At 59.0% G+C, this 26,063-nt stretch carries 16 protein-coding genes and 2 tRNA genes; 10 read left to right on the top strand and 8 right to left on the bottom strand.

Annotated elements, in window-relative coordinates; all coding sequences use genetic code 11:
* Positions 1-407: 407 nt before the first annotated feature.
* On the bottom strand, positions 408-2,720 hold the full coding sequence (locus ACOYXE_RS19740; RefSeq protein ID WP_007915855.1) for a YgiQ family radical SAM protein: 2,313 nt from the start codon (positions 2,718-2,720) through the stop codon (positions 408-410).
* A 208-nt stretch (positions 2,721-2,928) separates the two neighbouring features.
* On the opposite strand from ACOYXE_RS19740, the gene ACOYXE_RS19745 reads away from it, so the two are divergent.
* The 6 genes from ACOYXE_RS19745 (at position 2,929) to ACOYXE_RS19770 (ending at position 15,306) form a co-directional block, all read left to right on the top strand.
* Positions 2,929-5,502, top strand: a complete 2,574-nt coding sequence (locus ACOYXE_RS19745; protein ID WP_460926480.1) for a hypothetical protein — start codon at positions 2,929-2,931, stop codon at positions 5,500-5,502.
* A gap of 117 nt (positions 5,503-5,619) precedes the next feature.
* The gene (locus ACOYXE_RS19750; protein WP_460926481.1) at positions 5,620-7,899 is read left to right on the top strand and encodes a hypothetical protein; all 2,280 of its coding nucleotides are present in this window, start codon (positions 5,620-5,622) and stop codon (positions 7,897-7,899) included.
* Positions 7,838-8,233, top strand: coding sequence for a hypothetical protein (locus tag ACOYXE_RS19755; RefSeq protein WP_460926482.1), 396 nt, complete (start codon positions 7,838-7,840; stop codon positions 8,231-8,233). Before ACOYXE_RS19750 ends, ACOYXE_RS19755 begins: the two co-directional genes overlap by 62 nt.
* 82 nt (positions 8,234-8,315) lie before the next feature.
* Positions 8,316-10,913, top strand: a complete 2,598-nt coding sequence (locus tag ACOYXE_RS19760; protein ID WP_238785203.1) for a hypothetical protein — start codon at positions 8,316-8,318, stop codon at positions 10,911-10,913.
* 313 nt (positions 10,914-11,226) lie between these two features.
* On the top strand, positions 11,227-11,781 hold the full coding sequence (locus tag ACOYXE_RS19765; RefSeq protein WP_160055368.1) for a hypothetical protein: 555 nt from the start codon (positions 11,227-11,229) through the stop codon (positions 11,779-11,781).
* 366 nt (positions 11,782-12,147) lie between these two features.
* Positions 12,148-15,306 carry an NEL-type E3 ubiquitin ligase domain-containing protein gene (locus ACOYXE_RS19770; RefSeq protein ID WP_460929860.1) on the top strand — a complete coding sequence of 1,053 codons (3,159 nt, stop codon included), beginning with the start codon at positions 12,148-12,150 and terminating at the stop codon, positions 15,304-15,306.
* A 37-nt stretch (positions 15,307-15,343) separates the two neighbouring features.
* On the opposite strand, the gene dnaB is transcribed toward ACOYXE_RS19770, so the two are convergent.
* From dnaB to rnr, 7 genes are all read right to left on the bottom strand, one after another.
* Positions 15,344-16,741, bottom strand: a complete 1,398-nt coding sequence (dnaB, locus tag ACOYXE_RS19775) for a replicative DNA helicase (RefSeq protein WP_008078305.1) — start codon at positions 16,739-16,741, stop codon at positions 15,344-15,346.
* A 119-nt stretch (positions 16,742-16,860) separates the two neighbouring features.
* Complete coding sequence (gene rplI / locus ACOYXE_RS19780) at positions 16,861-17,307, bottom strand: 50S ribosomal protein L9 (RefSeq protein ID WP_008078307.1); 447 nt, start codon at positions 17,305-17,307, stop codon at positions 16,861-16,863.
* Positions 17,308-17,325: 18 nt separating this feature from the next.
* Positions 17,326-18,219 carry a hypothetical protein gene (locus ACOYXE_RS19785; RefSeq protein ID WP_016771937.1) on the bottom strand — a complete coding sequence of 298 codons (894 nt, stop codon included), beginning with the start codon at positions 18,217-18,219 and terminating at the stop codon, positions 17,326-17,328.
* 36 nt (positions 18,220-18,255) lie between these two features.
* Positions 18,256-18,486, bottom strand: coding sequence for a 30S ribosomal protein S18 (gene rpsR, locus ACOYXE_RS19790; protein ID WP_002551829.1), 231 nt, complete (start codon positions 18,484-18,486; stop codon positions 18,256-18,258).
* A gap of 29 nt (positions 18,487-18,515) precedes the next feature.
* Positions 18,516-18,935, bottom strand: a complete 420-nt coding sequence (gene rpsF, locus ACOYXE_RS19795) for a 30S ribosomal protein S6 (RefSeq protein ID WP_007915844.1) — start codon at positions 18,933-18,935, stop codon at positions 18,516-18,518.
* 239 nt (positions 18,936-19,174) lie between these two features.
* Complete coding sequence (gene rlmB, locus ACOYXE_RS19800; RefSeq protein WP_405122425.1) at positions 19,175-19,945, bottom strand: 23S rRNA (guanosine(2251)-2'-O)-methyltransferase RlmB; 771 nt, start codon at positions 19,943-19,945, stop codon at positions 19,175-19,177.
* Positions 19,942-22,569 carry a ribonuclease R gene (rnr, locus tag ACOYXE_RS19805; protein ID WP_460926483.1) on the bottom strand — a complete coding sequence of 876 codons (2,628 nt, stop codon included), beginning with the start codon at positions 22,567-22,569 and terminating at the stop codon, positions 19,942-19,944. The genes rlmB and rnr overlap by 4 nt, the downstream gene beginning before the upstream one ends.
* Before the next feature lie 226 nt (positions 22,570-22,795).
* On the opposite strand from rnr, the gene ACOYXE_RS19810 reads away from it, so the two are divergent.
* The 4 genes from ACOYXE_RS19810 (at position 22,796) to ACOYXE_RS19825 (ending at position 25,986) form a co-directional block, all read left to right on the top strand.
* Positions 22,796-22,882, top strand: a tRNA-Leu gene (locus ACOYXE_RS19810).
* Positions 22,883-23,062: 180 nt separating this feature from the next.
* Positions 23,063-23,149 (top strand) — tRNA-Leu (locus ACOYXE_RS19815).
* A gap of 261 nt (positions 23,150-23,410) precedes the next feature.
* Positions 23,411-24,421 (top strand): extracellular solute-binding protein, encoded by a 1,011-nt coding sequence (locus ACOYXE_RS19820; protein ID WP_460926484.1) that lies wholly within the window; start codon positions 23,411-23,413, stop codon positions 24,419-24,421.
* Positions 24,421-25,986 (top strand): ABC transporter permease, encoded by a 1,566-nt coding sequence (locus ACOYXE_RS19825; RefSeq protein ID WP_160055354.1) that lies wholly within the window; start codon positions 24,421-24,423, stop codon positions 25,984-25,986. The genes ACOYXE_RS19820 and ACOYXE_RS19825 overlap by 1 nt, the downstream gene beginning before the upstream one ends.
* Positions 25,987-26,063: the final 77 nt, after the last annotated feature.

Below are 26,063 nucleotides of genomic sequence, written 5' to 3' on the forward strand. Positions count from 1 at the left end.
TGGGCTGATTGCACGTAAATGTTGCGAAGAGCGCCCTCACCCTAGCCCTCTCCCGGAGGGAGAGGGGACTGACCGCGTTGGATGTTGGAGATACACCGACTTGAAAGTATTGAGTCGAATCCATTTTTTGAAAAGTAGTGAGATCTGCTGCGAAGAGCCCCTCACCCTAGCCCTCTCCCGGGGGGAGAGGGGACCGACCGCGTTGGATGTTGGAGATACACCGACTTGAAAGTCTCGAGTCGAACTCAAGTTTTGAAAAGCATGGAGATCTGCTCCCTTCCCCCTCGCCCCCATTGGGGGAGAGGGCTGGGGTGAGGGGGGATGGATCTTGCAGACGACAAAAACCCATCCCCAGAAATGCAAAACGCCAACCCGAAGGTTGGCGTTCTGTTCAGCTCAAGCGATGTTTAGCGCGGCACGACCGGCTTGCGTGTCGGCTTCGGCCCTTTGCCTTTCGCGGCGTCCTTGCGCTCCTTGGCCGCCTGCTGGTTGCGGGCAAACGCCGCCGCCTTGGCCTGCTCACGCTTGTCCCAAGGATTACCACCATCACTGGCACGCGGCGGCAGACCGGTGTGCTGGGTGAGGATCTTGGTGGTCTTCTCTTTGCCTTCCTTCGCGACTTTATGGCTGCCGGCTGGCGTCGAGTTCTTGCGACGGGCGCTCTGGTAGCTGTCGGTAGCCGGCTGGTGCGTCGGGATCAGTTGATCCTTGCCCGAACCGATCAGGTCGCCACGGCCCATGCGGATCAGCGCTTCACGCAGCATTGGCCAGCCTTTCGGGTCGTGATACCGCAAGAATGCCTTGTGCAGACGACGCTGCTCTTCGCTCTTGACGATGGTCACGCCGTCGCTTTTGTAGGTGACTTTGCGCAGCGGGTTCTTGCCCGAGTGGTACATCGCGGTGGCGGTGGCCATCGGCGACGGGTAGAACGCTTGCACCTGGTCAGCGCGGAAGCCATTGCCCTTGAGCCACAGAGCGAGGTTCATCATGTCTTCGTCGGTGGTGCCCGGGTGGGCGGCGATGAAGTACGGAATCAGGTACTGCTCCTTGCCCGCTTCCTTGGTGTACTTCTCGAACATGCGCTTGAACTTGTCATAGCTGCCAATGCCCGGTTTCATCATCTGGTTGAGCGGACCTTCCTCGGTGTGTTCCGGGGCGATCTTCAGGTAACCACCAACGTGGTGAGTGACCAGCTCTTTGACGTACTCCGGCGATTCAACCGCGAGGTCGTAACGCAGGCCAGAGGCAATCAGAATCTTCTTCACACCCGGCAAGGCACGGGCGCTGCGGTACAGCTGAATCAGCGACGAGTGGTCGGTGTTCAGGTTCGGGCAGATGCCTGGGAACACGCAGGACGGCTTGCGGCACGCGGATTCGATTTCCGGCGTTTTGCAGGCAATGCGGTACATGTTCGCGGTCGGGCCGCCGAGGTCGGAAATGACGCCGGTGAAACCCGGGACCTTGTCGCGGATCTCTTCGATTTCGCGAATGATCGACTCTTCGGAACGGTTCTGGATGATCCGGCCTTCGTGCTCGGTGATCGAGCAGAAGGTGCAGCCACCGAAGCAGCCACGCATGATGTTCACCGAGAAACGGATCATGTCGTAGGCCGGGATCTTCTCCTTGCCATACGCAGGGTGCGGAACACGTGCGTAAGGCATGCCGAACACGTAGTCCATTTCTTCAGTGGTCATCGGAATCGGCGGCGGGTTGAACCAGACATCGACTTCGCCATGCTTCTGCACCAGTGCGCGGGCGTTGCCCGGGTTGGTCTCGAGGTGCAGCACGCGGTTGGCGTGGGCATACAGAACGGCGTCGCCACGGACCTTTTCAACCGATGGCAGGCGAATTACGGTCTTGTCACGGGTCATGCGCGGGCTGGCCAGGATCTGTACGACCTTGGCTTCCTGCGGATCTTCGACCGGACCCTTTTCCTGTTCGATGGCGCAGGCCTGGGTGTCCTGAGTGTTCACGTACGGGTTGATGATCTTGTCGACCTTGCCCGGACGGTCGATACGCGTCGAGTCGACTTCGTACCAGTCTTTCGGCGTATCACGACGAATGAACGCGGTGCCGCGCACGTCGGTGATGTCTTCGATCTTGTGCCCGTAGGACAGACGCTGGGCAACTTCGACGATCGCGCGCTCGGCGTTGCCGTACAGCAGAATGTCGGCGCTGGCGTCGATCAGGATCGAGTTACGCACGCGATCCTGCCAGTAGTCGTAGTGAGCGATGCGACGCAGCGAGGCTTCGATGCCGCCAAGGACGATCGGCACATGCTTGTACGCTTCTTTGCAGCGCTGGCTGTAAACCAGGCTCGCGCGATCCGGACGCTTGCCGGCCATGCCGCCTGGCGTATAGGCGTCGTCGGAACGGATTTTCTTGTCCGCGGTGTAGCGGTTGATCATCGAGTCCATGTTGCCCGCCGCAACCCCGAAGAACAGATTCGGCTCGCCGAGCTTCATGAAGTCGTCTTTGGACTGCCAGTTCGGCTGCGCAATGATCCCGACGCGGAAGCCTTGCGACTCCAGCAGCCGGCCAATGATCGCCATGCCGAACGACGGGTGATCGACGTAGGCATCTCCGGTAACAATGATGATGTCACAGGAATCCCAGCCAAGCTGATCCATCTCCTCCCTGCTCATCGGCAGGAATGGCGCTGGCCCGAAACATTCGGCCCAATATTTTGGATAGTCAAATAACGGCTTGGCTGCTTGCATGTCGACGACCGGTGTTGAAGTGAAAAATCGCGGGCGCGGAATATAGCACAAATTTTGACCAATTCCGACGGCAATGGTCGGTTTCTCTTACAGCCAGTGTTGCGCATGCCCGTCGACCCGTCACAGGCAGAAAAACATCGATTCAACCCAACATTCATCAGCCCGGCACCTGCGCCAGCTGATGTGACAACCCTTCAAGGATGAAGAAATGTCACCGAAATCGCCCATCAGAGGCACCACCACCGTTGATGTTCATCCACGCCCCGGCAGTCCGAGGGGCGGCCACGTGCCGCACCCGACGATTCCTCTGTCGGCAGGCACGCTACGGATGCCGGAAACCCTCACGACAGGCGCCGATCTGCAGGCGATCAGGTCGGCACCGTCGATCAGGGTCAGCCCATCGCCACCGGATCCGCCCATCCGCCCCCCAGCCCGGGAACCCTCGCTGGAACATTACCTGATCAATGCGCCCGCCTCCCTGCCGGCGCCCGATGGGCACGGCGTCAGAACCTTCAAGGGCCGTCGTTACGTGGATGTGCCGGATGGCGGCATTGTGCAGGTCGTCACTGATGCGCCATCCGGTCTCTACCGGGCACGGCTGGCGAGCGAGCTGACGCCTGCCGGGCCGCTGCTGATACGCGATCGCGAAAGCGGGCTGTGGCATCCGCTGGAGGACGGCAAAAGCATCACTTTCCCCTTGTCCGACACACGCCTGCAGGATTTCGCGACCGATCTGGACTTTACCGGCGTCCAGGTCGACCGGGACCGTCTGTATCGCTACGGCGGCAAACTCTACGCAGTGATCGCCGAACAGAGTTACCAGGCGCTGCATGACCTTGACGCCTCCTCGCCAGCATTGCCGGTCATGCGCATCGTTCGCCCTGAAGATCCCGTGGCTAGCGACCCTGCCAATGTTTACATCGGTACGCGTGCGGGAAGATCGGAGCCGATTGTCTTTGATGAGCAGCGCGGCTGGGTGGGGACGCTGGTGGGCGGCACGGCAGGCATGCGCCGACGAGCGAATCCGGCAGATGCCTTGCGCGCGGCTGACCTGACGTTCGAGTTACAGACGCTGGAACTGCAATTCAACCAGGCCATGACCACGGGCGAACAGCTGCACTACCGCTGGCAGGCGTTGAAGGGCAGCGAAGCCGAGCGCGCCCATTTGCAGCGCCTCGAAGAACATCATCGGTGGGAACTGTCGATACTGGAAAAAACCCTCGACCTGCACACCGATGAAAAGGAGCGCATCGTCTCGATCATGGGACGTGTCGCCTACCGGGAAAAGATCATCGTGCTGCACAAGGGCCGCATGCTGACCTACAACCAGCTGATGATCGCCAGCGATTCGCGAAAGTTGCTGGACGGGCCGATTTTCGGCGGCCCGGTTGCTGACCATGCGGCCGTGGCAGCCCATTTGTCGAACAAACTGGAGATCCTCAAGAAGCGTCAGGATATCGCCGATGAACTGTTGAACAAGTGGCGCCTGTCACCCGACGATTTGAAAGGCACGGTCTATGATCCGATCGATCTGCACGAAAACGTTGCCTTCTGGATCTACGCCAAAAGCCGCCTGTTCGTCGATGAGGATGCGCCTGTCGACATCAGCAATGCCAATGCCAGATACCTTGCGTTCTGTTTCGGTGAGGTGACCTTTGCTTTTCGTGCGCTCAAGGAAATTCCTCAGCATGCGCGTATTTCCGTGCTCAGTGACTTGCTGGATCAGACGTCAGCCATCAAAGCCTCGTACGAACATCTGCCGCTGCCCCCCGGCCCGCAACATGCCAGCTCACGCAGTGAAATCATCGAAGCCATAGAACATTTCGAGCACACGCTGGAACAGCATCTGGGTCGCTACCATCAGGAGCAGGACACAACCCCTGCGCTGCCACCCCACGAACAACCGATCGATTTCGATTTCATCCCGGCACAGGGCCAGCGCCCGCAAGCAGCGGCACCGAGGAAGATGTTCCGCAGCAAGCACCATGGGGTCTACAAGATCCGGGTCGGACGGCCACGTCGCACGGCGGCGGGTGAAGACTTGATCGATGTGATGAATCCGCATGACCCGACAGAGGTCCTGCAAACCTACGAACGCCGGGAAGGCGAATGGCGTCGGCAGATGGCCAGGCAAGAAAGAAACCTGTCGACGCTGACTGCTCAGGCGCGGCAGCACCTGGAACAATCCGAAGCGCATTTGCATACCGCGTGGCGCGATGAGAAAGCCAAACGCAATGCCAGCGGTATCGTCGAATTTCTGACTGGCCGGGCCGACGAACTGGATGATCTCGCCCGGCAAATCGGACAAGCGCCCAATCCCGCCGCCAGTGACATTTCCGCGCTGGTACAAAGCCTGCACCACGACAGTCAGCGCCTGCTCCAGGAAGGTGAAAACATTCGTGTGCGGCTCTACAAAGACCCCGACTACCTGAGCAACGACCGCGTGGCGTATCTGATCCGCCACGGGCATTTGAGCGCCACTCGCACGCAGAGCCGGATACCGCTGGGCAAGGGCAACAAAAAGGAATTTCTCGACGTCTACACGCTGAACGACAGTCAGGCCGGTACGGTGCTGTGGTACGCGCACTTCCACTACACACAGAAGGACAGTCCTTTAGCGGACTTTCAGGTAAAGCGCGGCCACCTCAAGACTCGCCAGCAAAACCGGCTCGGTACGTCGTCTCAACGCAGGGACGAGCAGGCCGGCCGGGCGCACGTGAAGATCTGGCGTGAAGATATCGACAGCAGGACCGCACAGAGAATCTTCGAACTGGCCTCCTGAAACAGGAACGCCCCATACCGTGCGTGACTGAACAAGCAAACTTGTCCGAAGGCAGGAAGCCCAACGACATCTGTCCCTGAGCCAATGCCTGGGGACAACCACTCAAGGATGATAACCATGGCTACTAAAACGCCCGTCAGAGGCACCGTTTCGGTCGACGTCCATACGCGTCCGAATCAAACACCGGAGACCCGGACGCCGCACCTCGACAGCACGATCAGCGTCGGCACAAGCCGGGACGGACAGCCAGCGCGATCGGGCAACGTCGCCCCGGATAACGACCTCGACGCTATCAGCCCGGCCCCGGCCATCAAGATTCAACCGGCAACGCCTCACGCTGAAAACCAGATATCCGTGCAGCAGCCGATCGAACATTACCGAATGGCTGCGTCGGCCACGTTGCCTGCTATCGACGCCAGCGGATTCAGAACGTACAAGGGTCGCCGCTATGTCGACATGGCCGATGGTGGCATTGTGCTCGTCACAGTGGACGCTGACACGGGCCGGTATCGGGCCAGACTGGCCAGCGAGCGATTGCCTTCCGGCCCGGTGCTGCTGCGCGACGCCGACAGCGGACTTTGGCGTGTCGCCGAGGATCACCACGTTATCAGCGTGCCGCTGACCGATCCCGACCTGCGAACCTTTCGCTCGGATCTGGATTTCAGCACCAGCGAACCCGACAGCGACGGCGTGTTTCGACATGATGGCAAACGCTACGCGCTGATCGAAGGCCATGCGTATCAGGTCATGCTCGATACGGATGCCTCCACGCCTGTGCAGAAGGTATGGCGCATCGTCAACGCCAAAGACTCCGTGGCGACAGACAGCGAAAATATCTATCACGCCAGCCGTAGCGGCGAATCGCACGCCATCACGCGCGACGGGCAAGACACCTGGGCGTTTGCCGCCTCAGGTTTACGGGGCGGCATGCGCCGTGGGGAAAGGCCTGGAGCCGGGACACAAGCAAGCCTGGCGACCCTGCTGCACGACTATGCACCCTTCGCAGCGGTCCACAAGGAACTCGTCGAATCGTCTGAGCGGTACAACAGCCTTTACCGCGAGGCGCGTGCTTTGCCCACGGACAGTTCAGCACAGACCGCAGCCCTGATCGCCGTTGAGGTCCATCTGCTCAAGCACATCAAGAAGCAGGCGGACTTTATCCAGTCACTCGTCGACAACAAGGATTGGCTGGTGCGGTTAAAAGCCCGCGGGGAATTCAAAAAGGAGCTGCACACCTTCCGGATGGATCGAGTGAGTTACCTGAATCGGCTCATGACGGTCATGGACTTGAAGCTCGCACCGACCTTCGCAACGCTGAACAGCGACAACTGCAAAAAAATGATCGCTAACCTGAACAAAAAACTGAAGATTCTCGAAGACCGGGAAGTGCTGATGGGGCAGATCAGAAAAGCCTCCCCGGGGGCGGAACCCGATCTCGTCGAACTGAGTCAGGAAGTGCCCACGGCCGAGCGTGTCACCTTCAACAAGTTGAGTTTGTACGTCCACTTGTTCGCAGGCACACCTGATCACACGCCAAACGCGACCATGCACTCGCTGCCCTCCATCAATCTGTTCAACGGCGATCTGCACAACATTCCCGAAGGCTCGCAGCCATTGGCGTTGATGCTGACGCTTGATCAAATCAGACGCGACAAAAGCCGTTTTGAAGCATGGCTGTCGACGGACAGCGTCAAGGCCGAGTACGCCAGGGAAATCCTCGCGCTGACTGACACCGTCGAGAACAGAATCGAGACACGACTGAACGAACTCCTGGCTACGTTTGACCGCAATACCGAACTGCCCAGCCGGGATCAGGACATCGACTTCGACTTCCTTCCAGTACAACCGGGCAATAGCGGAACCACACGCCCGGCAACGCCCAGAAAGGTGTTCAGCACGCGCCGGCACGGTACTTCAAGAATCCTCGTCGGCGAGACGGAAACCGCCGCAGACGGCAGTGTCATCATCAAGGTTTCCAACCCGCTCCAGCCGGATGGCCCGACTGAACGATACGAGAAAAGGCAGGGTGAATGGCTGCCCGTTCGTCCACCCATCGTCAGCACTCCGCGACCGGAACTGATAGCCGAGGCCAACCGCTTATTGGCTGATGTTGAAAAGCACATTGCCGCAGCACGGGCCAAAGAAACCGCGAAAGACAATCCGACGGAAATCATTGAAGACCTGGAAAAAGCCATCGAACCGCTCAACGAGCAGGCACGCCGCCTGCAAAACCACGAAAACGCGGCCGAGGATAGCGAGATCCAGAGCTTGGTCCGAACGCTTGCAAACGGCCGCAGACACATTGTCCGCACATGGCCAAAGCGTGCTGGTGCGGATGTACAAGAACAAGGACGTGCTGGACATTCTGCGCCTGAATTATCTGATCGATCACGCTGAGCTGAACGCCGTCAAAACCGTTGATCGCAAACAGCAGGGCAAAGGCCGGGACAAGTCGTTTCTCGACGTCTACTCGATCCGCGATCGCGTCGACAATGCGCCGTTATGGGAAGCGCACTTTCACTACGACAAAGAAAACAGCGAGCCGCTGAATTTCACCATCAGGGGCAGCCATCTGAAAACCCTCGAACAGAGCAAGCGCGGCATCGAGTCCCAGCGCCGCGACGAACAGGCCGGTCTGCCCCACGTTGCCATCTGGCGCCAGACTTTCGATGGCAAGACCGCACGCAAGATTTTTGCTCTGGCGAGCGAGGCGACAGCGGCGGTCCGCTGACACAGTCAATCAGGCAATGACGCCGAATACGCCAGCAACTCCGCTCTGCAAGAGTTGCTGGCCACTACAAGGAAAGCAGGAAATGCCAATCAAGTTGCCAGCCAAAGGCACTACCTCCAGCAGCACACTCGTTCGCCCCCTGCCCTCGCCAGACGTGAGCACTGTACGCGCCGATACGACCGTGCGCCCGGGCTTTGAAACCTTCAGCGAGATCGGTCCACCGACTCGGCCCTTCCGGCCGACGGACGACGCTGACCTCGATGCGATTACGCCGGTGCCAACGGTCACGGTTCATCCTTCCCCCACGCAGGCCGAAATCCCACATCCCGTCGACCCACCACTGGAGCATTACCGAGTCATGACCGCTGCTGGCTTGCCAGCGGCGAATGCCGAGGGTTTCAGAATGTACAAAGGACGCCAGTACGTCGAGGTGGCTGACGCAGGCATCATACAAATCGGCAGAGATCCGGACACGGGCCTGTTCCGGGCCAGACTGGCAAGCGAGTCCAGACCTTCAGGCCCTGTCTTGCTGCGCGATGGCGATAGCGGGCGCTGGCGGTTGGCCGATGACGGCGAAGTGACTACTGCCCCTCTAACCGATTCTGGCCTGCAAGCGTTTCGCACGGATCTGGACTTCAGCACCAGCGAGCCTGACAGCGACGGCGTGTTTCGACACGACGGCAAACGCTTTGCACTCATCCACGATCATGCTTATCAGGTCATGCTTGATAAGGATGCCTCTACGTCTGGGCAGAAGGTATGGCGCATCGTCAACGCCAAAGACCCTGTGGCTAGTGACAGCGAAAACATCTATCACGCCAGCCGCAGTGGAGAATCTCGGGCCATCGCACTCAGCGTCCGCAATACCTGGGTTGCTGTTTCCACCGGGTTGCTGGGAGGCATGCGCCGCCATGAGGCCATCCCGATTCTGCTGCAACGATATGAGCCCTTCCTCGCAAGGATAAACGAGCTTAACGAATCAGCTGCGCGGTATGACGTGCTCGCGGGTCAGGCTAATGCCCTGGCGAACGGCAGTGCAGGGCGGACGGCGGCGTTGATTGCCGTTGAAGTTCACCTGCTCAGGCACATCAAAAAACAGGCTGACAATTTGCAGGCAATACTCGACCACAAATCCTGGTTGATGCACCTCAAAGCCAACGGGGTTTACGCCGAAGAGCTGCACGCCCTTCGCCTCGATCAGGTGAAATACCTGAACCTGTTGATGAAAGCCATGAACCTGAGGGGCGAGTCTGTATTCACCACGCTGACTGCCGACAACTGTATAAAAGTCATCAGTCTTATGAACAAAAAGCTGAAGCTTCTCGAAGACCGGGAGGTGGTGATGGGGCAGATCCTGAAAGCAGACCGAGGCGCGGCCCCCATACTTGCCAAGCTCCGTAATAAAGTGGCCACGGCCGAGCGCATCAACTTCAACAAGTTGAACCTGTACGTCCACTTGTTCGCAGGCACGCCTGACTACTCTCCAGAAGTGACCATGCGCTCGCTTTACTCCATCGACCTCATCACCGGCGATCTGCAGAACATTCCCGAAGCGGCGCAGCCATTGTCGCTGATGCTGACCCTCGATCAAATCAGAGGCGACAGGGGCCTTTTTGAAGCAGAGGTATCGGCAGGCAGCGTCACAGCCGAGTACGCCAGGGAGATCCTCGCGCTGACCGATCAGTTCGAGACCGGCATCGAAACCCGTTTGAAAGACATCTTTGCCTCGTTCAACCGCAATACCGAACTGCCCAGCCTGGATCAGAACATCGACTTCGACTTCATTCCGCCCCAGCCTAGCGATAGCGTGTCAGCCCGACCGCCGTCGATGAGGAAAGTGTTCCGCACCCGACGGCACGGCACTTCCAGAGTGATGGTTGGCGACACGGAAACTGCTGCAGACGGCAGCGTAATCGTCAAGGTTTCCAACCCGTTCCAGCCCAATGGCCCGGTCGAACGATACGAGAAAAGGCAGGGTGAATGGCTGCCCGTTCGTCCACCCATCGTCAGCACTCCGCGACCGGAACTGATCGCCGGGGCCAACCGTTTATTGGCTGACGTGGAAAAGCACATTGCCGCAGCACGGGCCAAAGAAACCGCGAAAGACAATCCGACGGAAATCATTGAAGACCTGGAAAAAGCCATCGACCCGCTCAACGAGCAGGCACGCCGCCTGCAAAACCACGAAAACGCGGCCGAGGATGCCGAGATCCAGAGCTTGGCCGAGCGCTTGCAAACGGCCGCAGACACACTGTCCGCACATGGCCAAAGCGTGCTCGTGCGGATGTACAAGAACAAGGACGTGCTGGACATTCTGCGCCTGAATTATCTGATCGATCACGCTGAGCTGAATGCCGTCAAAACCGTTGATCGCAAACAGCAGGGCAAAGGCCGGGACAAGTCGTTTCTCGACGTCTATTCGATCCGCGATCGCGCCGACAACGCACCGTTATGGGAAGCGCACTTTCACTACGACAAAGACAACAGCGAGCCGCTAAATTTCACCATCAGGGGCAGCCACCTGAAAACCCTCGAACAGAGCAAGCGCGGCATCGAGTCCCAGCGCCGCGACGAACAGGCCGGCCTGCCCCACGTTGCCATCTGGCGCCAGACCTTCGATGGCAAGACCGCACGCAAGATTTTTGCTCTGGCGAGCGAGGCGACAGCGGCGATCCGCTGACACAGTCAATCAGGCAATGACGCCGAACACGCCAGCAGCTCCGCTCTGCAAGAGTTGCTGGCCACTACAAGGAAAGCAGGAAATGCCAATAAAGTCACCGCCCAAAAGCACCGCCTCGGGCAACACCTCTATTCGACCGGCACCGGACGTGACCACGCCGCGCGTCGATACAACACCGCGTCCGGGCTTTGACAGTTTCAACACGAATGGACTGCCGGCGCGCCCTCTCACACCAACAGGCGACGCTGACCTCAATGCAATCAGCCCGGCGCCCACGGTCACGGTCCACCCTTCCCCGTCACCAGCCCAAACGGTGCGACCTGTCGATCTGCCGCTGGAGCAATACCGGATCATGGCACCTGTTGGCTTGCCGGCGGCCAATGCCGAAGGTTTCAGGATCTACAGAGGGCGCCCCTATGTCGACGTGGTCGACGTCGGGATCGTGCAGGTCGCCAAGGATGCCGACAGCGGTCTGTTCCGCGCCAGGCTGTCCAGCGAATCGAAGCCTTCCGGCCCCGCTCTGCTGCGCGATCCAGACAGTGGGCGGTGGCATAGGCTGGACGAATTCGAACCGATCACCTTTCCCCTGAGCGATAGCCGTCTGGCACCGTTTCGCACACCGCTCGCTTTCAACCACATAGACCCCGACAGCGACGGACTTCATCGCTTCGACGGCAAACTGTATGCATCGATCGACAACCATGCCTATCAGGTGCTGCACGACCCGGACGCCTCGACGCCATTGGCCACCGTGATGCGCATCGTACGCAGTGACGACCCCATCGCCAGCGACAGCGCCAATGTGTATGTCGCCACTCGCCCCCCGGCGTTTCGCCAACCCACGCGCAACAGATCGCCCAAAGTCTGAAGCGCTGCTGGCGTCATCAGAGCGGCAGCATTCTCTGGCTCGAAGCCGGGAACGGCCCACTGCCGGCGCTGAAAGCGGATTTCAGCCACGTTCGGCATCTGACCCTGCAATCGGTGGCCTGGTCAGACTCCGCCAGTACATTGCTCGGCAACTTCTCCGGTCTGGAAGGTCTGCATATCAGCGGATCAACCCTAAGTACCCTGCCGACAGCCATTGCACAGATGCCCGGATTGCACAGCCTGGACCTGAGCACGAACCGTATCGCCCCTCGATGAACGAGCAGCCGCCGGCCTGAGCTCGCTGGACAATCTCAAGCACCTCGACCTGTCAGGCAACCCGTTGGGTAAAACACCTGATTTCTCCGGAATGCCGAACCTCAAGACCCTGAACCTGAGCAACGCAGAGCTGGATCAGTGGCCAGCCGGTCTGCTCAACCAGACCCGGCTGACGCATCTGGACTTGCGCAACAACCGCCTGAACGCGGTCCCAGAGGCAAACCTCAATCCGCCAGCCGAGCAGTTCGAAGCGCTCGCCCGTATCAACAGCGTCACCCTGCTTGAAGGCAATCCGTTCCCGACCGGCTACTGGACAAAACTGGAAGACTTTTGGCAACGGGTGACAACCGAACAACCGGAACTGGGCAACAACGCCGTGGCTGATGCGTTCAGACTTCCCAGCGACATGCCTGAAACTGTCAGCGTGCAGCGGGTCTACCCCAATAAAAACCCAAAGCAGTTGCGCGCGTTTCTCCTGGCTCTGGATGAAGACGGCAAAGCGCAACTGGCACGCCGTGTCGCAGCACTGGACTTACTGGAATCCCAGCTCGACACCTACGTCAACCGCAGCCAGACCGACTCGTTCGGCGCTGATACCCCGGCCAAAATACAGGCGCGCCATATCGCGGATATCATCAAGGCCTGTTGGCTGGATTCGACGCACACGCTGAGGCTGCCGGAGATCAAAGCGCCACTGCCCCCGCTCAGCGCCGACTTCAGTCATGTCAAATCGCTGTTAATCAATGCCGCTACCTGGTCGGGCGACGCCGATACTTTCCTGTCCGGCTTCCCGAATCTGGAACGGCTGGTGATCAATCACTGCAGGCTGGAAAGTTTGCCCGGCCCCATCGTTGCCATGCATGACCTGGTCAACCTGGACCTGTCGGGTAATCGTCTGCAAATGACAGAGGACAGAGCGGCAATACTCAGTGCCATGAATCAGCTTGAGGCGATCAATCTGGGCGACAATCCGGCCCTTGGTTCGATGCCTGATTTCAGCGGCATGTCCAGGCTGAGGCAGGTGCAGCTCAATAACACAGGCATCGATCAATGGCCGAGCGGATTGCAGGACAAGCCCGATCTGATCATTGTGGATCTAAGCAACAATCGCTTGAAGGAAGTACCGCCGACCTTTCTAGATCCACCGCCGAAGCAACTGCTGGCGATCGCCCGGATCAACGCCGTGACCCAACTCGATGGCAACCGCTTTGCGGCCGGTTACGGGAAGAAGTTCGATGACTTTTGGCGGCGCGTCAGCGCAGTCGCTCCCGAGCTGCTGACTCACACCAACTTCGATAGCGACAACTCCGTTGCCCGGCGTTACCAACGGCTGTTTCCAGGCAAGAACATGAAGCAGTGCAGGGAATACCTGTGGAGCCTCGACGCGGACACCGTCGTTATCAAGGTGCGCAGTCTCGAACGAGAATTCAAAGTACTGAAACGCCAGCTCGACGATTGGGTTTTTTCCGGCGGGGGCAATCGGGGCGGCTACATTCGCGCGGATCAACTGGCACTCAATGCGCAGATCCGGACTGATCGGGTCACGGCCAGCAACAGAATCATCAGTTGCTGGCGCCGAGAGGGGCCGCAAGCTCACGCCCATGACGGTACTCCCATCGGCCTGGAGCTCGATCTCAGCAATCTGCGGCTGCCAAGCCTGCCGGACATAGACGCTGACTTCACTCACGTCGGCTCACTCAAACTGGTCAATATGCACCTGAGCACGTCTCCGGAAGGTTTTTTGACGCGTTTCCGCCATATACGCTGGTTGCAACTGTCGCGCAATCAACTGCGCGAACTGCCACCGGCCATTGGCGAAATGAATGGGCTGACGTTGTTGTCCCTGGATAGCAATAATATCACCCTGACCACCGACACTGCCCGCGTTCTCGCGAGCCGCACTACCTTGCGTGGACTGGAGCTGCAGGGAAACCGGCAACTGGGCATCGCCCCGGACATGAGCCAGATCGTCGACATGCGGACTGTCAGTCTGGCCCACACAGGGATCGACACCTTTCCCACTGGCCTCATCCATCAGCCGCTGCTGGATACCATCGCGCTGAACGGCAACCGCATCACGGAAATTCCCGACGCCATTATCGCGCCGCCGAATGATCAATTGGCCAACACGGTGCGCATCAACAACATCACCGACATTTCGAACAATCCACTGTCGGACGCGACGTACACCCGTCTGCTCCAGTACAACAATCGCCTGACAGCCGCCGGAACACCGCTGACAGGCGCAAGGAACATCTCCAGTACAGCCATAGTACGTCCTACGCCCTTGCGCTGGATCAGGAATGATCCGATGAAGCGCTGGACAGCAGGACTCTCCGACGATCAAGTGGCTAACCGCAGGCGTCAATGGCAAACCTTGCGCGACCAGCCGCGTTCCGGCGGTTTGTTCGACACGCTTGAACTCCTGCTGGACAGTGCCACCGGTCACCACGAACTGCAGGGACGAGTCTGGAAGCTGATCGACAGCATCACCGAAAACACGCCGCAGTCCGAACGCTTGCGCAACGAAGTGTTCGATCGCGCGGGCGAAGCGACCTGCTGTGATCGGGCGGCGTTTACCTTTACCAACCTCGAAGTCATATCAATGACGCACAACGCTGTGGCCCGAGCCAGCGACAAGACTCAGGGGCCAGAACTGTTCAAGCTGTCCAGGGCGTTGTTCCGCTTGCACGAAGTCGACAAAGTCGCCTCGGCAGACATCGCGCAACGCGAAGCCGCAATTGTCGCTGCCAGAACGCCCGATGAGGCCGCGATCCTGCCCCCACCTCATGTAGGAGAAGAAGTCGAAATCAGGTTGTACTATCGCCACGGCCTGAAAGACCGCCTGCAGCTGCCTGGGCAACCGGAAAAAATGGGCTTCTCACGCCTGGTCAAAGTCTCCGACACGCAGCTGGAAAACGCTTACCAGACGGTCATTGCGCGGGATAACTCGGCTGAGGAGTTTCAGGCATTGGTGTCGAGGGAGTTCTGGCAAAAATACCTGACCAGTAAATATCAGGAAACCTTCGAAACCCAGCGTCAGCCGTTTCAGGACCGGCAAGCAGCCTTGGGTGAGTCATTCGAGGCAAACGAAATGTCGTTCGCCGATTACGACGCGCAATCGAAAACGATGCAGGCCGAGTGGATCATCGAGGAAGCGGCCCTGATCGACAAACTGAGCCGCGAGGAACTGGCGCAGTACAAGGCCAGCGGCACTGATGAGGAAGCCGCCGGCACAAGTGCCAGCTGAATGAGGCGAGTGCTGGCCGAGGATTTTCGGCCAGCCTTTATTCGTCGTCGTCGAAGTTGTAGCTGCCCGGCGCGAGGTTTTCGAAGCGGGTGTACTTGCCGATGAACGCCAGGCGGATAAAACCGATCGGACCGTTACGTTGCTTGCCGATGATGATTTCGGCGATGCCCTTGTGTTCGGTTTCCGGGTGATACACCTCGTCGCGGTAGACGAACATGATCACGTCGGCGTCCTGCTCGATCGCTCCGGATTCCCGGAGGTCAGAGTTGATTGGACGTTTGTTCGGCCGTTGCTCGAGGGAACGGTTGAGCTGAGACAGCGCCACCACCGGGCAGTTGAATTCCTTGGCCAGCGCTTTCAGGGAACGCGAGATTTCCGAAATCTCGTTAGTTCGGTTGTCGCCGCCGGAACCCGGAATCTGCATCAGTTGCAGGTAGTCGATCATGATCAGGCCGATCTCACCGTGTTCACGCGCCAGACGCCGGGTACGCGCACGCATTTCCGAAGGGCTGATACCGGCGGTGTCGTCGATGAACAGCTTGCGGTCATTGAGCAGGTTGACCGCCGAGGTCAGGCGCGGCCAGTCATCGTCTTCCAGTTGGCCGGAACGCACCTTGGTCTGGTCGATCCGGCCTAACGAGGAGAGCATACGCATGACCAGCGATTCACCTGGCATCTCGAGGGAATACACCAGAACGGCCTTGTCGCTGCGCAGTACGGCGTTTTCCACCAGGTTCATCGCGAAGGTGGTTTTACCCATCGACGGACGACCGGCGACGATGATCAAGTCAGCCGGTTGCAGGCCGCTGGTTTTCTCGTCGAGGTCGGTGTAACCGGTAGACAGGCCGGTGATGGCGTTGTCGGTGTTGAACAAGGTGTCGATGCGGTCGATGGCCTTGGTCAGCAAGTCATTCACACCAACAGGTCCACCGGTTTTCGGCCGGGCCTCGGCAATCGCGAAGATCTGCCGCTCGGCTTCATCGAGGATCTCCTCGGCGGTGCGCCCTTCCGGGTTGAAAGCGCTGTCGGCGATCTCGGTGCTGATGCCGATCAGTTGGCGCAACGTCGCACGCTGGCGGACGATCTGCGCATAGGCCTTGATGTTGGCGACGGATGGCGTGTTTTTCGCCAGCTCGCCGAGGTAACCGAGGCCGCCGACTTGCGAGGTCTGACCTTCCTTGTCCAATTGCTCGGCAAGGGTCACGACGTCGATCGGCGAGTTCTGATCGGCCAGCTTGGCGATCGCACGGAAGATCAGGCGGTGGTCATGTCGATAGAAATCGCCGTCGGAGACTTGATCGAGCACGCGTTCCCAGGCGTTGTTGTCCAGCATCAGACCACCGAGTACAGCCTGTTCGGCCTCGATGGAATGCGGTGGCACCTTCAGGGCAGCGGTTTGCAGATCGTATTGCTCGGGAGCGGAGATATCGTTCATGGCCACTTGTGTAGTTTGGAAAAACAGAGAATTCAGAAAGACAAAGGGCACGACCTGTAAACAGGATCGTGCCCGATGTTAACCGTCTGACGGACAAGCCGCCAGCCGATCAGTGTTGCTTAAGCTGCTACCACGACAACGCGTACGGTGGCTTCAACTTCGGCGTGCAAGTGCACAGCCACGTCGAATTCACCCACGTTGCGGATGGTGCCGTTCGGCAGACGAACTTCGCTTTTCGCAACTTCAACGCCGGAGGCGGTCAGTGCGTCAGCGATGTCGTGAGTACCGATCGAACCGAACAGCTTGCCTTCGTCGCCAGCGGTGGCAGTGATGGTCACTTCCAGCTCGGCCAGTTGGGCAGCACGGCTTTCAGCCGATGCTTTACGGTCTGCAGCAGCTTTTTCCAGCTCAGCACGACGCTCTTCGAACGCAGCGATGTTCGCTGGGGTTGCGGCGGTAGCTTTGCCGTAAGGCAGCAGGTAGTTACGGCCGTAACCGGCCTTAACGTTTACTTTGTCACCCAGGTTGCCCAGGTTGGTGACTTTTTCCAGAAGGATCAGTTGCATGTGAAAATCCTCTAACTTTTAACCTTCACCGTTCGCGCTGTCGGTGTCTTTCGACACGTGACGACCGCGAAAATCAATCAGGCTGTCGACAATGGCCAGGACCACGAGCAACGGATAGATCAGCTGCATGAACAACAGCAGCGTGACGTACAACCCCACCAGCCAGAAACCGGCCAGTCGCTTTTGCCCGACCAGCCCGTGAATCAGGGCAAGTCCGGCGAACACCAGCGGTACACTGCACAACGGCGTCAACATGGCCATCTGTGCACCGAGATTCGGGCCCAGAAGCATCAACGCCAGCAGCAACATCGCCGGCCCCAGCGGGATCCGGATGGCGCGAAACTCGCGACCAAAACCACCCGGGTTGTACAACAACGCCTGCCAATGCCGCCCGACAATCAGGCTCAGCACGCTGACGATCTGCAACAGCGCCGCAATCAGTCCGGTCAGGACTGGTGCGATCAGGGACGCGAAACGCGCTTGCTCATCAACCGACAATTGCTTGTAGGTCTCACCGAGAAGCGCCGGCATGACCTTTATCAAGGCCTGCGCGAGCATCTCGATCTGGGCCGCAAACGCTACCCCGAGCACCACCGAAAACACCACTCCAATCACTACGCTGACCAGCAGCGTGCGAACCCAGGACTCACTTGCGCGCAAAACCAACGCAAGTCCCGAAGACCCCAGCAGCACCAGAAGTGCCCGTGGGTCATCGGCGTACAGCCACCAGATCAACGCTGGCAGCAGCCCCAGAGACAGAACACCCAAGGCGTCCGTCAGTCCGCGCCGCAGCAGCACAAGGCTCCCCGCGGCAGCACCCAACCAATACAACAACGGCAATGTTGCACATCCGGCCACCACGAGAGTGGCCTGCATACGGCCTCGCATGATGAACTCAGCTAAGGCACGCATGCATTCAATCCTTTGCTACTTGTCGACTGCCCGGTCTCAGCGGCCGTGGCTGTCGGTGTAGGCCAGCAGGGCCAGGAAGCGGGCGCGCTTGATAGCGGTGGCCAGCTGACGCTGATAACGAGCTTTAGTACCGGTGATGCGGCTTGGAACGATTTTGCCGGTCTCGGATACGTAGGCTTTCAGAGTGTTGAGATCTTTGTAATCGATCTCTTTCACGTCTTCAGCGGTGAAACGGCAGAATTTACGACGACGGAAGAAACGTGCCATTTGATAGGCTCCTTAATAAGGTCCGTGGATTACTCGTCAGCGTTATCGCTGTCGTTCTCTTCGCCTTCAGCGCTTTCAGCGCCTTCGTGCTCAGGACGATCGCGACGCTCACGGCGCTCACTGCGGTTTTCTTCAGCCTTGAGCATCTCGGACTGGCCGGTAACGGCTTCGTCGCGACGGATGACCAGGTTACGGATCACTGCATCGTTGTAGCGGAAGTTGTCTTCCAGCTCGGCCAGGGCCTTGCCAGTGCACTCAACGTTCAGCATCACGTAGTGAGCCTTGTGAACATTGTTGATTGCGTAGGCCAGTTGACGACGGCCCCAATCTTCCAGACGGTGGATTTTGCCGCCGTCTTCTTCGATCAGCTTGGTGTAACGCTCAACCATGCCGCCGACTTGCTCGCTTTGATCCGGGTGGACCAAAAAGATGATTTCGTAATGACGCATGAATGCTCCTTACGGGTTGTAGCCTGCCGCTCAAAAACGGTCAGACAAGGAGTGAATGACACTTATGGACTTGCTGGCGCGGGGCACATGCGTGCCTGCCGTCACAGCAAGGGGCGCAATTGTAGAGAAGGGGCAGAAGAGGTGCAAGGTAATTGGTGATTATTTGAACAGCAGCTGTAAGCATCGAGCCTCAAGCTGCAAGCGGGTCCGCTTTTAGCTTGAGGCTTGCAGCTATGAGCTTATGGCTTGCGCGAAGCGCTCGCCTTGGCTTTGGCACCGCGCTGACGCTGCGCTTCGAACAGGCACACGCCAGTTGCCACGGACACGTTGAGACTGCTGACGCTACCGGCCATCGGCAGTTTCACCAGATAGTCGCAGTGTTCACGGGTCAGGCGACGCATGCCTTTGCCTTCGGCGCCCATGATCAGAATGGTCGGGCCAGTCAGATCCTGGTCGTAAATGCTGACCTCAGCTTCGCCTGCCGTGCCGACAATCCACAGACCGCGCTGCTGAAGTTTTTCCAGCGTACGAGCGAGGTTGGTTACCGCCACCAGCGGAATCACTTCCGCCGCGCCGCAAGCGACTTTACGCACGACCGGGGTCAAGGTTGCCGACTTGTCTTTCGGCACGATCACCGCCAGCGCACCGGCCGCATCGGCCGAACGCAGGCAGGCGCCGAGGTTGTGTGGATCGGTCACGCCGTCAAGCACCAGCAGCAACGGTGCGCCGTCAGTGCGATCGAGCAGCTCGTCGAGCATCGCTTCGCCCCACACCTGGCTCGGGCTGACTTCCGCGACCACGCCTTGGTGGACACCTTCAACCCAGGCGTCCATTTCGCGGCGCTCGGCCTGACCGACCTGGACACGATTTTCGTTGGCCAGCTCAACCAGCGTCTGCACGCGCGGATCGTTGCGGCTTTCCGCCAACCAGATCTGCTTGACGCGTTTCGGGTGGTGACGCAGCAACGCTTCTACCGCGTGAACGCCGTAGATTTTTTCCAACTGACTCATGACTTCGCCTTCGGTTTACGTGCCCCGCCACTTTTGGCTGGAGCAGAACCCGCTTTTGGCGGGCCTTTACGATGTTTGCTCGGTTTGGCTGGCTTGCCGCCGGAGGCCTTTTCAGGCGCCGACCGCCCGGTCTTTCCCCCGGACGCCGCTTTACCACCGTTTTTGGCATCGGAAAGCAGAGCTTTCTTCATTTCACGGCTTTTGCGCAGCTCGGCGTTCTTCGCCACGGCGTCGCTTGGGCGATAGGCTTCAGCAGCCTTTTCTTTGGCCGGACGACCAGCGGTTTTCGCTGGAGCCGCCTCGGCTTTTTCCTTCGCAGCGGGTGCGGCAGTTTCAACACCACGCTTTTTGCGACCGATCGGCGCGCTGATGGTTTTTTCAGCCATCTCGAAGTCGATCTTGCGCTCGTCGAGGTCAACGCGCATGACGCGCACTTCAACGGTATCGCCCAAGCGGAAGCTGCGACCGGTGCGCTCGCCCGCCAGGCGGTGATGCACAGGATCGAAGTGGTAGTAATCGCCCGGCAGCGCGGTGACGTGCACCAGGCCTTCGACGTAGATATCGGTCAGCTCGACGAACAGGCCAAAACCGGTTACCGCGGTGATCACGCCCGGGAACGATTCGCCCACGCGATCTTTCATGAACTCGCACTTGAGCCAGTTCACCACGTCGCGGGTCGCTTCATCGGCACGGCGCTCGCTCATCGAGCACTGCTCGCCGAGTTGCTCCAGTGCCGCTTCGTCGTACGGATAGATACGCGCCTTCGGAATGGTCATCGCACCGGCACGACGAACGTGCGGGGTGTCCTGTTTCGAATGGATCACGCTGCGGATCGCACGGTGCGTCAGCAGGTCCGGGTAACGACGGATCGGCGAGGTGAAGTGGGTATAGGCTTCGTAATTCAGGCCGAAGTGGCCCTGATTGTCAGCGCTGTACACCGCCTGACTGAGCGAGCGCAGCATCACGGTCTGGATCAGGTGGAAATCCGGGCGATCCTTGATGCTCGCGAGCAAGGCCTGATAGTCCTTCGGCGACGGGCCGTCCTTGCCTTTATGCAGGGACAGACCGAGCTCCCCGAGGAAGGCACGGAGTTTTTCCAGACGCTCCGGTGGCGGACCGTCGTGGACACGGTACAGCGCAGGAATTTCGTGCTTTTTGAGGAATTCGGCGGTGGCCACGTTGGCTGCCAGCATGCATTCTTCGATCAGCTTGTGCGCGTCGTTGCGGGTGGTCGGACGGATTTCGGCAATCTTGCGCTCGGTACCGAAGATGATCCGGGTTTCCTGCGTTTCGAAATCGATCGCGCCACGCACGTGACGAGCGGCCAGCAGCACCTTGTACAGCGCATAAAGCTGCTTGAGGTGCGGCAGAACGTCGTTGTACTCACCGCGAAGCTGACGCGCCTCGGTGATTTTCGGTGTTTCCAGCATCGCGCTGACTTTGTTGTAAGTCAGACGAGCGTGGGAATGGATCACCGCTTCATAGAAGCAGTAGTCGGTCATTTCGCCGGACTTGGAGATGGTCATCTCGCAAACCATGGCCAGACGATCGACGTGCGGGTTCAGCGAGCACAGGCCGTTGGACAGCTGCTCAGGCAGCATCGGCACCACGCGCTCGGGGAAGTACACCGAGTTGCCGCGCACTTGCGCTTCGTTGTCCAGCGCCGAGCCGATCTTCACGTAGCTGGAAACGTCGGCAATCGCCACGTACAACTTCCAGCCACCGGAGAACAGGCGCAGTTTGCCCGGTTTGGCTTCGCAATAAACAGCATCGTCGAAGTCGCGGGCATCTTCGCCATCGATGGTGACGAACGGCAGATGGCGCAGGTCGACGCGCTTCTCTTTGTCTTTTTCTTCGACTTCCGGCTTGAGCTTGGCGGCTTCTTTCAGAACGGCTTCAGGCCAGACGTGCGGAATATCGTAAGTGCGCAGGGCCACATCGATTTCCATACCCGGCGCCATGTAGTTGCCGACCACTTCGACCACATCGCCTTGCGGCTGGAAGCGCGGCGTCGGCCAGTGGGTGATTTTCACCTCGACGAACTGACCAATCTGCGCGTTGGCGTTGCGGCCCGGCGTCACCAGCACTTCTTGCTGAATCTTCGGGTTGTCCGCGACGACGAAGCCGATCCCACCTTCTTCAAAGTAGCGGCCGACGATGGTTTCGTGAGCACGCGAGACCACTTCAACGATCACGCCTTCGCGGCGACCGCGACGGTCGAGACCGGAAACACGGGCCAGCGCACGGTCACCGTCGAATACCAGACGCATTTGCGCCGGGCTCATGAACAGGTCGTCGCTGCCGTCGTCCGGCACGAGGAAACCGAAGCCGTCACGGTGACCACTGATGCGGCCGAGGATCAGATCAAGTTTATCCACCGGCGCATACGTGCCACGACGGGTGTAGATCAGTTGAGCGTCGCGCTCCATGGCGCGCAGGCGACGGCGCAGGGCTTCGATCTGGTCTTCTGTGGTCAGACCAAACTCTTCGACCAGTTGCTCGCGGGCAGCAGGCGAACCCCGATCAGCGAGGTGCGCCAGGATCAGTTCGCGGCTAGGAATAGGGTTTTCGTATTTTTCCGCTTCACGAGCGGCCTCGGGATCGAGGGACTGCCAATCGGCCATTAGAGAGTTTTCACCTTGTCTATATGCGGGTTAGTTTGGCATAGGCGCCATGAAACGGGAAATTTCCGACTCTATAAGGCCCAACAGAGGCCCTGTAGCGACGCTGGAAAGCCGTTTCGACCACCACCGGTAAAAAAAATCATATTTTTTGCTGACAGGGGTTTACAGTTAAAAAGACGCTCCGTATAGTGCGCGCCATCGACGACGTACAAGCGTTGACGATACTGCCCAGATGGTGAAATTGGTAGACACGCCAGCTTCAGGTGCTGGTGACCTTACGGTCGTGGAAGTTCGAGTCTTCTTCTGGGCACCAATTTCGAGTTTGAGACTAGATCAGTTTCAAGACTCACACAAAACCCGCGAAAGCGGGTTTTTTGCATTCTAAGCCCGGGTTTTCTTAAAACTGATTTATTAAAATTAAATCAGGGGTTTACAGATCAAAAGGCGCTCCGTATAGTGCGCCACATCAACAGCGGCAACGCTTGCGATGATTGCCCAGATGGTGAAATTGGTAGACACGCCAGCTTCAGGTGCTGGTGACCTTACGGTCGTGGAAGTTCGAGTCTTCTTCTGGGCACCAATTCAAATTCAAGGTTACGGCCTTGAATGTCACAGAAACCCGCGAAAGCGGGTTTTTGCGTTTCTGGCTTCCTGAATCCCCCCGTAGGAGCTGCCGAAGGCTGCGATCTTTTGATCTTGTTTTTCAAAGAGCAAAATCAAAAGATCGCAGCCTTCGGCAGCTCCTACAGGAACGCAGAGCCTCTCGCAAGGCGCACTTGAGAAACAATATCGTTTATCATTGTTGCAAGTTTTTGCAATGCGACAGTGAGGAACCCTGCGAATGACGTTTCGAAATACCCTGCGCCGAGGCCTGACCTTCACCCTTCTCGGCCTGGCGCTCGCCACTCCCCTCACCCAGGCTGCCGATGCGGTTTCCCTGACGCTTTATAACGGCCAGCACAAGGAAGTCGGCGACGCGATCGCCAAAGCCTTCGAAGCCAAGACCGGCATTCACGTCAATGTGCGCAAAGGCAGCAGCAATCAGCTCGCCAGCCAGATCATCGAAGAAGGCGACCGCTCCCCCGCCGATGTGATCTACACCGAAGAATCGCCACCGCTGAACAATCTTGGCGAACTGGGCTTGCTGGCCAAGACCGACGACGCCACTTTGGCTGTGCTTCCGGAAAAATATGTCGCCGGTAACGGCACCTGGATCGGCGTCACTGCCCGCGTTCGCGTGGTCGCCTACAACCCGAAACTGGTCGATGAAAAAGACCTGCCGAAATCGGTGATGGAGTTCTCCGATCCGCAATGGCAAGGCAAAGTCGGTTTCGTACCAACCAGCGGTGCCTTCCAGGAACAAGCCGTCGCCATTATCAAGATGCACGGTCGCGATGCCGCCGAAGAATGGCTGACCGGCCTGCGCGCGTTCGGCAAGACCTACAGCAACAACATGGTTGCCCTCAAAGCCGTGGAAAACGGCGAGGTCGCCACGGTGCTGGTGAACAATTACTACTGGTTCGCCCTGCAACGCGAGAAAGGCAAACTGGATTCGAAACTGCATTACTTCACCGGCGGCGACGTCGGCGGCTTGATCACCGTATCCAGCGCAGCCGTGTTGAAATCCAGCAAGCATCCAAAAGAAGCCCAGCAATTTCTTGCCTACATGGCCAGCGAAGAAGGTCAGCGCGTGATCACTCAGACCACCGCGGAATACCCGCTGCACAAAGGCATGGAATCGGATCGCGGGCTCAAGCCGTTCAATGAGCTGGAAGCGCCGAACGTCACGCCAGCCGATCTGGGCAATGCCGAAGAAGCACTGGAACTGGAACGCGAAGTTGGCTTGAACTGATGACCGCATCGTTATCCGCCCCCGCCGCGCGCGGGGGTTACGTACCAAAGCGCAAGCGGCCATCGATCTGGCTGGTGCTGCCGGTATTGCTTTTGGTGGTGATGAGCCTGTTGCCGCTGGCCTACGTCGGACTGAAAGCCTGGCAGGCCGGTTGGGCCGAAGCGCTGCACTTGTTGTGGCGTCCGTATGTGTTCGGCCTGCTGCGCAACACCTTGGCATTGATGGTTGGCGTAACCCTCACCTGCGGCGTCATTGGTCTGTCGCTGGCTTGGCTGCTGGAGCGCAGTAACTTGCCGGGGCGACGCTTGTGGGGCGTGATTCTGTGCTTGCCGTTCGCGGTACCAGCATTTGTCAGCAGTTTCACCTGGGTCTCTTTGAGCGCGCAGTTCGAAGGGCTCGGCGGGGCGATTCTGGTGATGAGCCTGTCGAAGTACCCGCTGATCTTCCTGCCGGTGGCGGCGACGCTGCGCAATCTCGATCCCTCCCTTGAAGAATCGGCCCGCACCCTCGGGCAAAATCGCTGGGGCGTGTTTTTCCGAGTCACCCTGCCGCTGCTCTGGCCTTCGCTACTGGCAGGCTCCTTGCTGATCGCCCTGCACATGCTGGTCGAGTTCGGTGCACTGTCGATCATCGGCCTGCAAACCTTCACCACGGCGATCTATCAGCAGTTCGAACTGGAGTTCAGCAACGCCAACGCGGCGATGCTCTCCGCCGTGCTGCTGGCGCTGTGTCTGGTGCTGTTGTGGCTGGAATTACGGGTGCGCGGCAAGGGCCGACATGTACGCACCGGGCAAGGCGCGGCGCGTCAGGCTGAGCAGGTTCGGCTGGGGCCATGGGCAGCAGTCGGTCAGTTGTATTGCCTGATGCTGGCGATTGTCGGCAGCGGGATTCCACTGGGCATGCTGGCGTATTGGCTGGCGGTCGGTTCGTCGGCGGCTTTTCCGGTGGCCGCGATTACTGAAGCCCTGCTCTCGTCTTTGGCGCTTTCTCTCGGCGGTGCAGCATTGTGTCTGGTACTGGCGGTGCCGGTCGGGTTGTTGGTGGTGCGTTACAAAGGCCAACTGGCGATCTGGGCCGAACGCCTGCCTTATCTGCTGCACGCGCTGCCAGGATTGGTGATTGCGTTGACGCTGGTGTATTTCGCCCTGCATTACGTGCCGGCGCTGTACCAGACTTCGGGACTGCTGCTGATTGCCTATGCGCTACTGTTCCTGCCGCTGGCACAGGCGCCGATCCGCACAGCCCTGAACAAGGCTGCACCGCAGCTGGAAGAGGCTGCACGCACGCTGGGCGCTTCGTCGTTCACGGCGTTTTGCCGGGTGACGTTGCCGATCATCTTCCCGGCATTGGGTGCGGCTTTTGCGCTGGTGTTTCTGGATGCGATGAAAGAGCTGACGGCGACGTTGCTGTTGAGTCCGACCGGGCTTAACACGTTGGCGACCGAGGTATGGGCGCATACCGCGAATGTCGAGTTTGCGGCGGCGGCGCCTTATGCGGCGTTGTTGATTCTGGTGTCCGGGTTGCCGGTCTATCTGCTGACGACGCGGATGTATCTGAGCCGCTAAAAGATCGCAGCCTGCGGCAGCTCCTACATGGGATTTCGCGTTTCAATGTAGGAGCTGCCGCAGGCTGCGATCTTTTG

It is taken from the genome of Pseudomonas sp. MC6 (genome assembly GCF_054790575.1).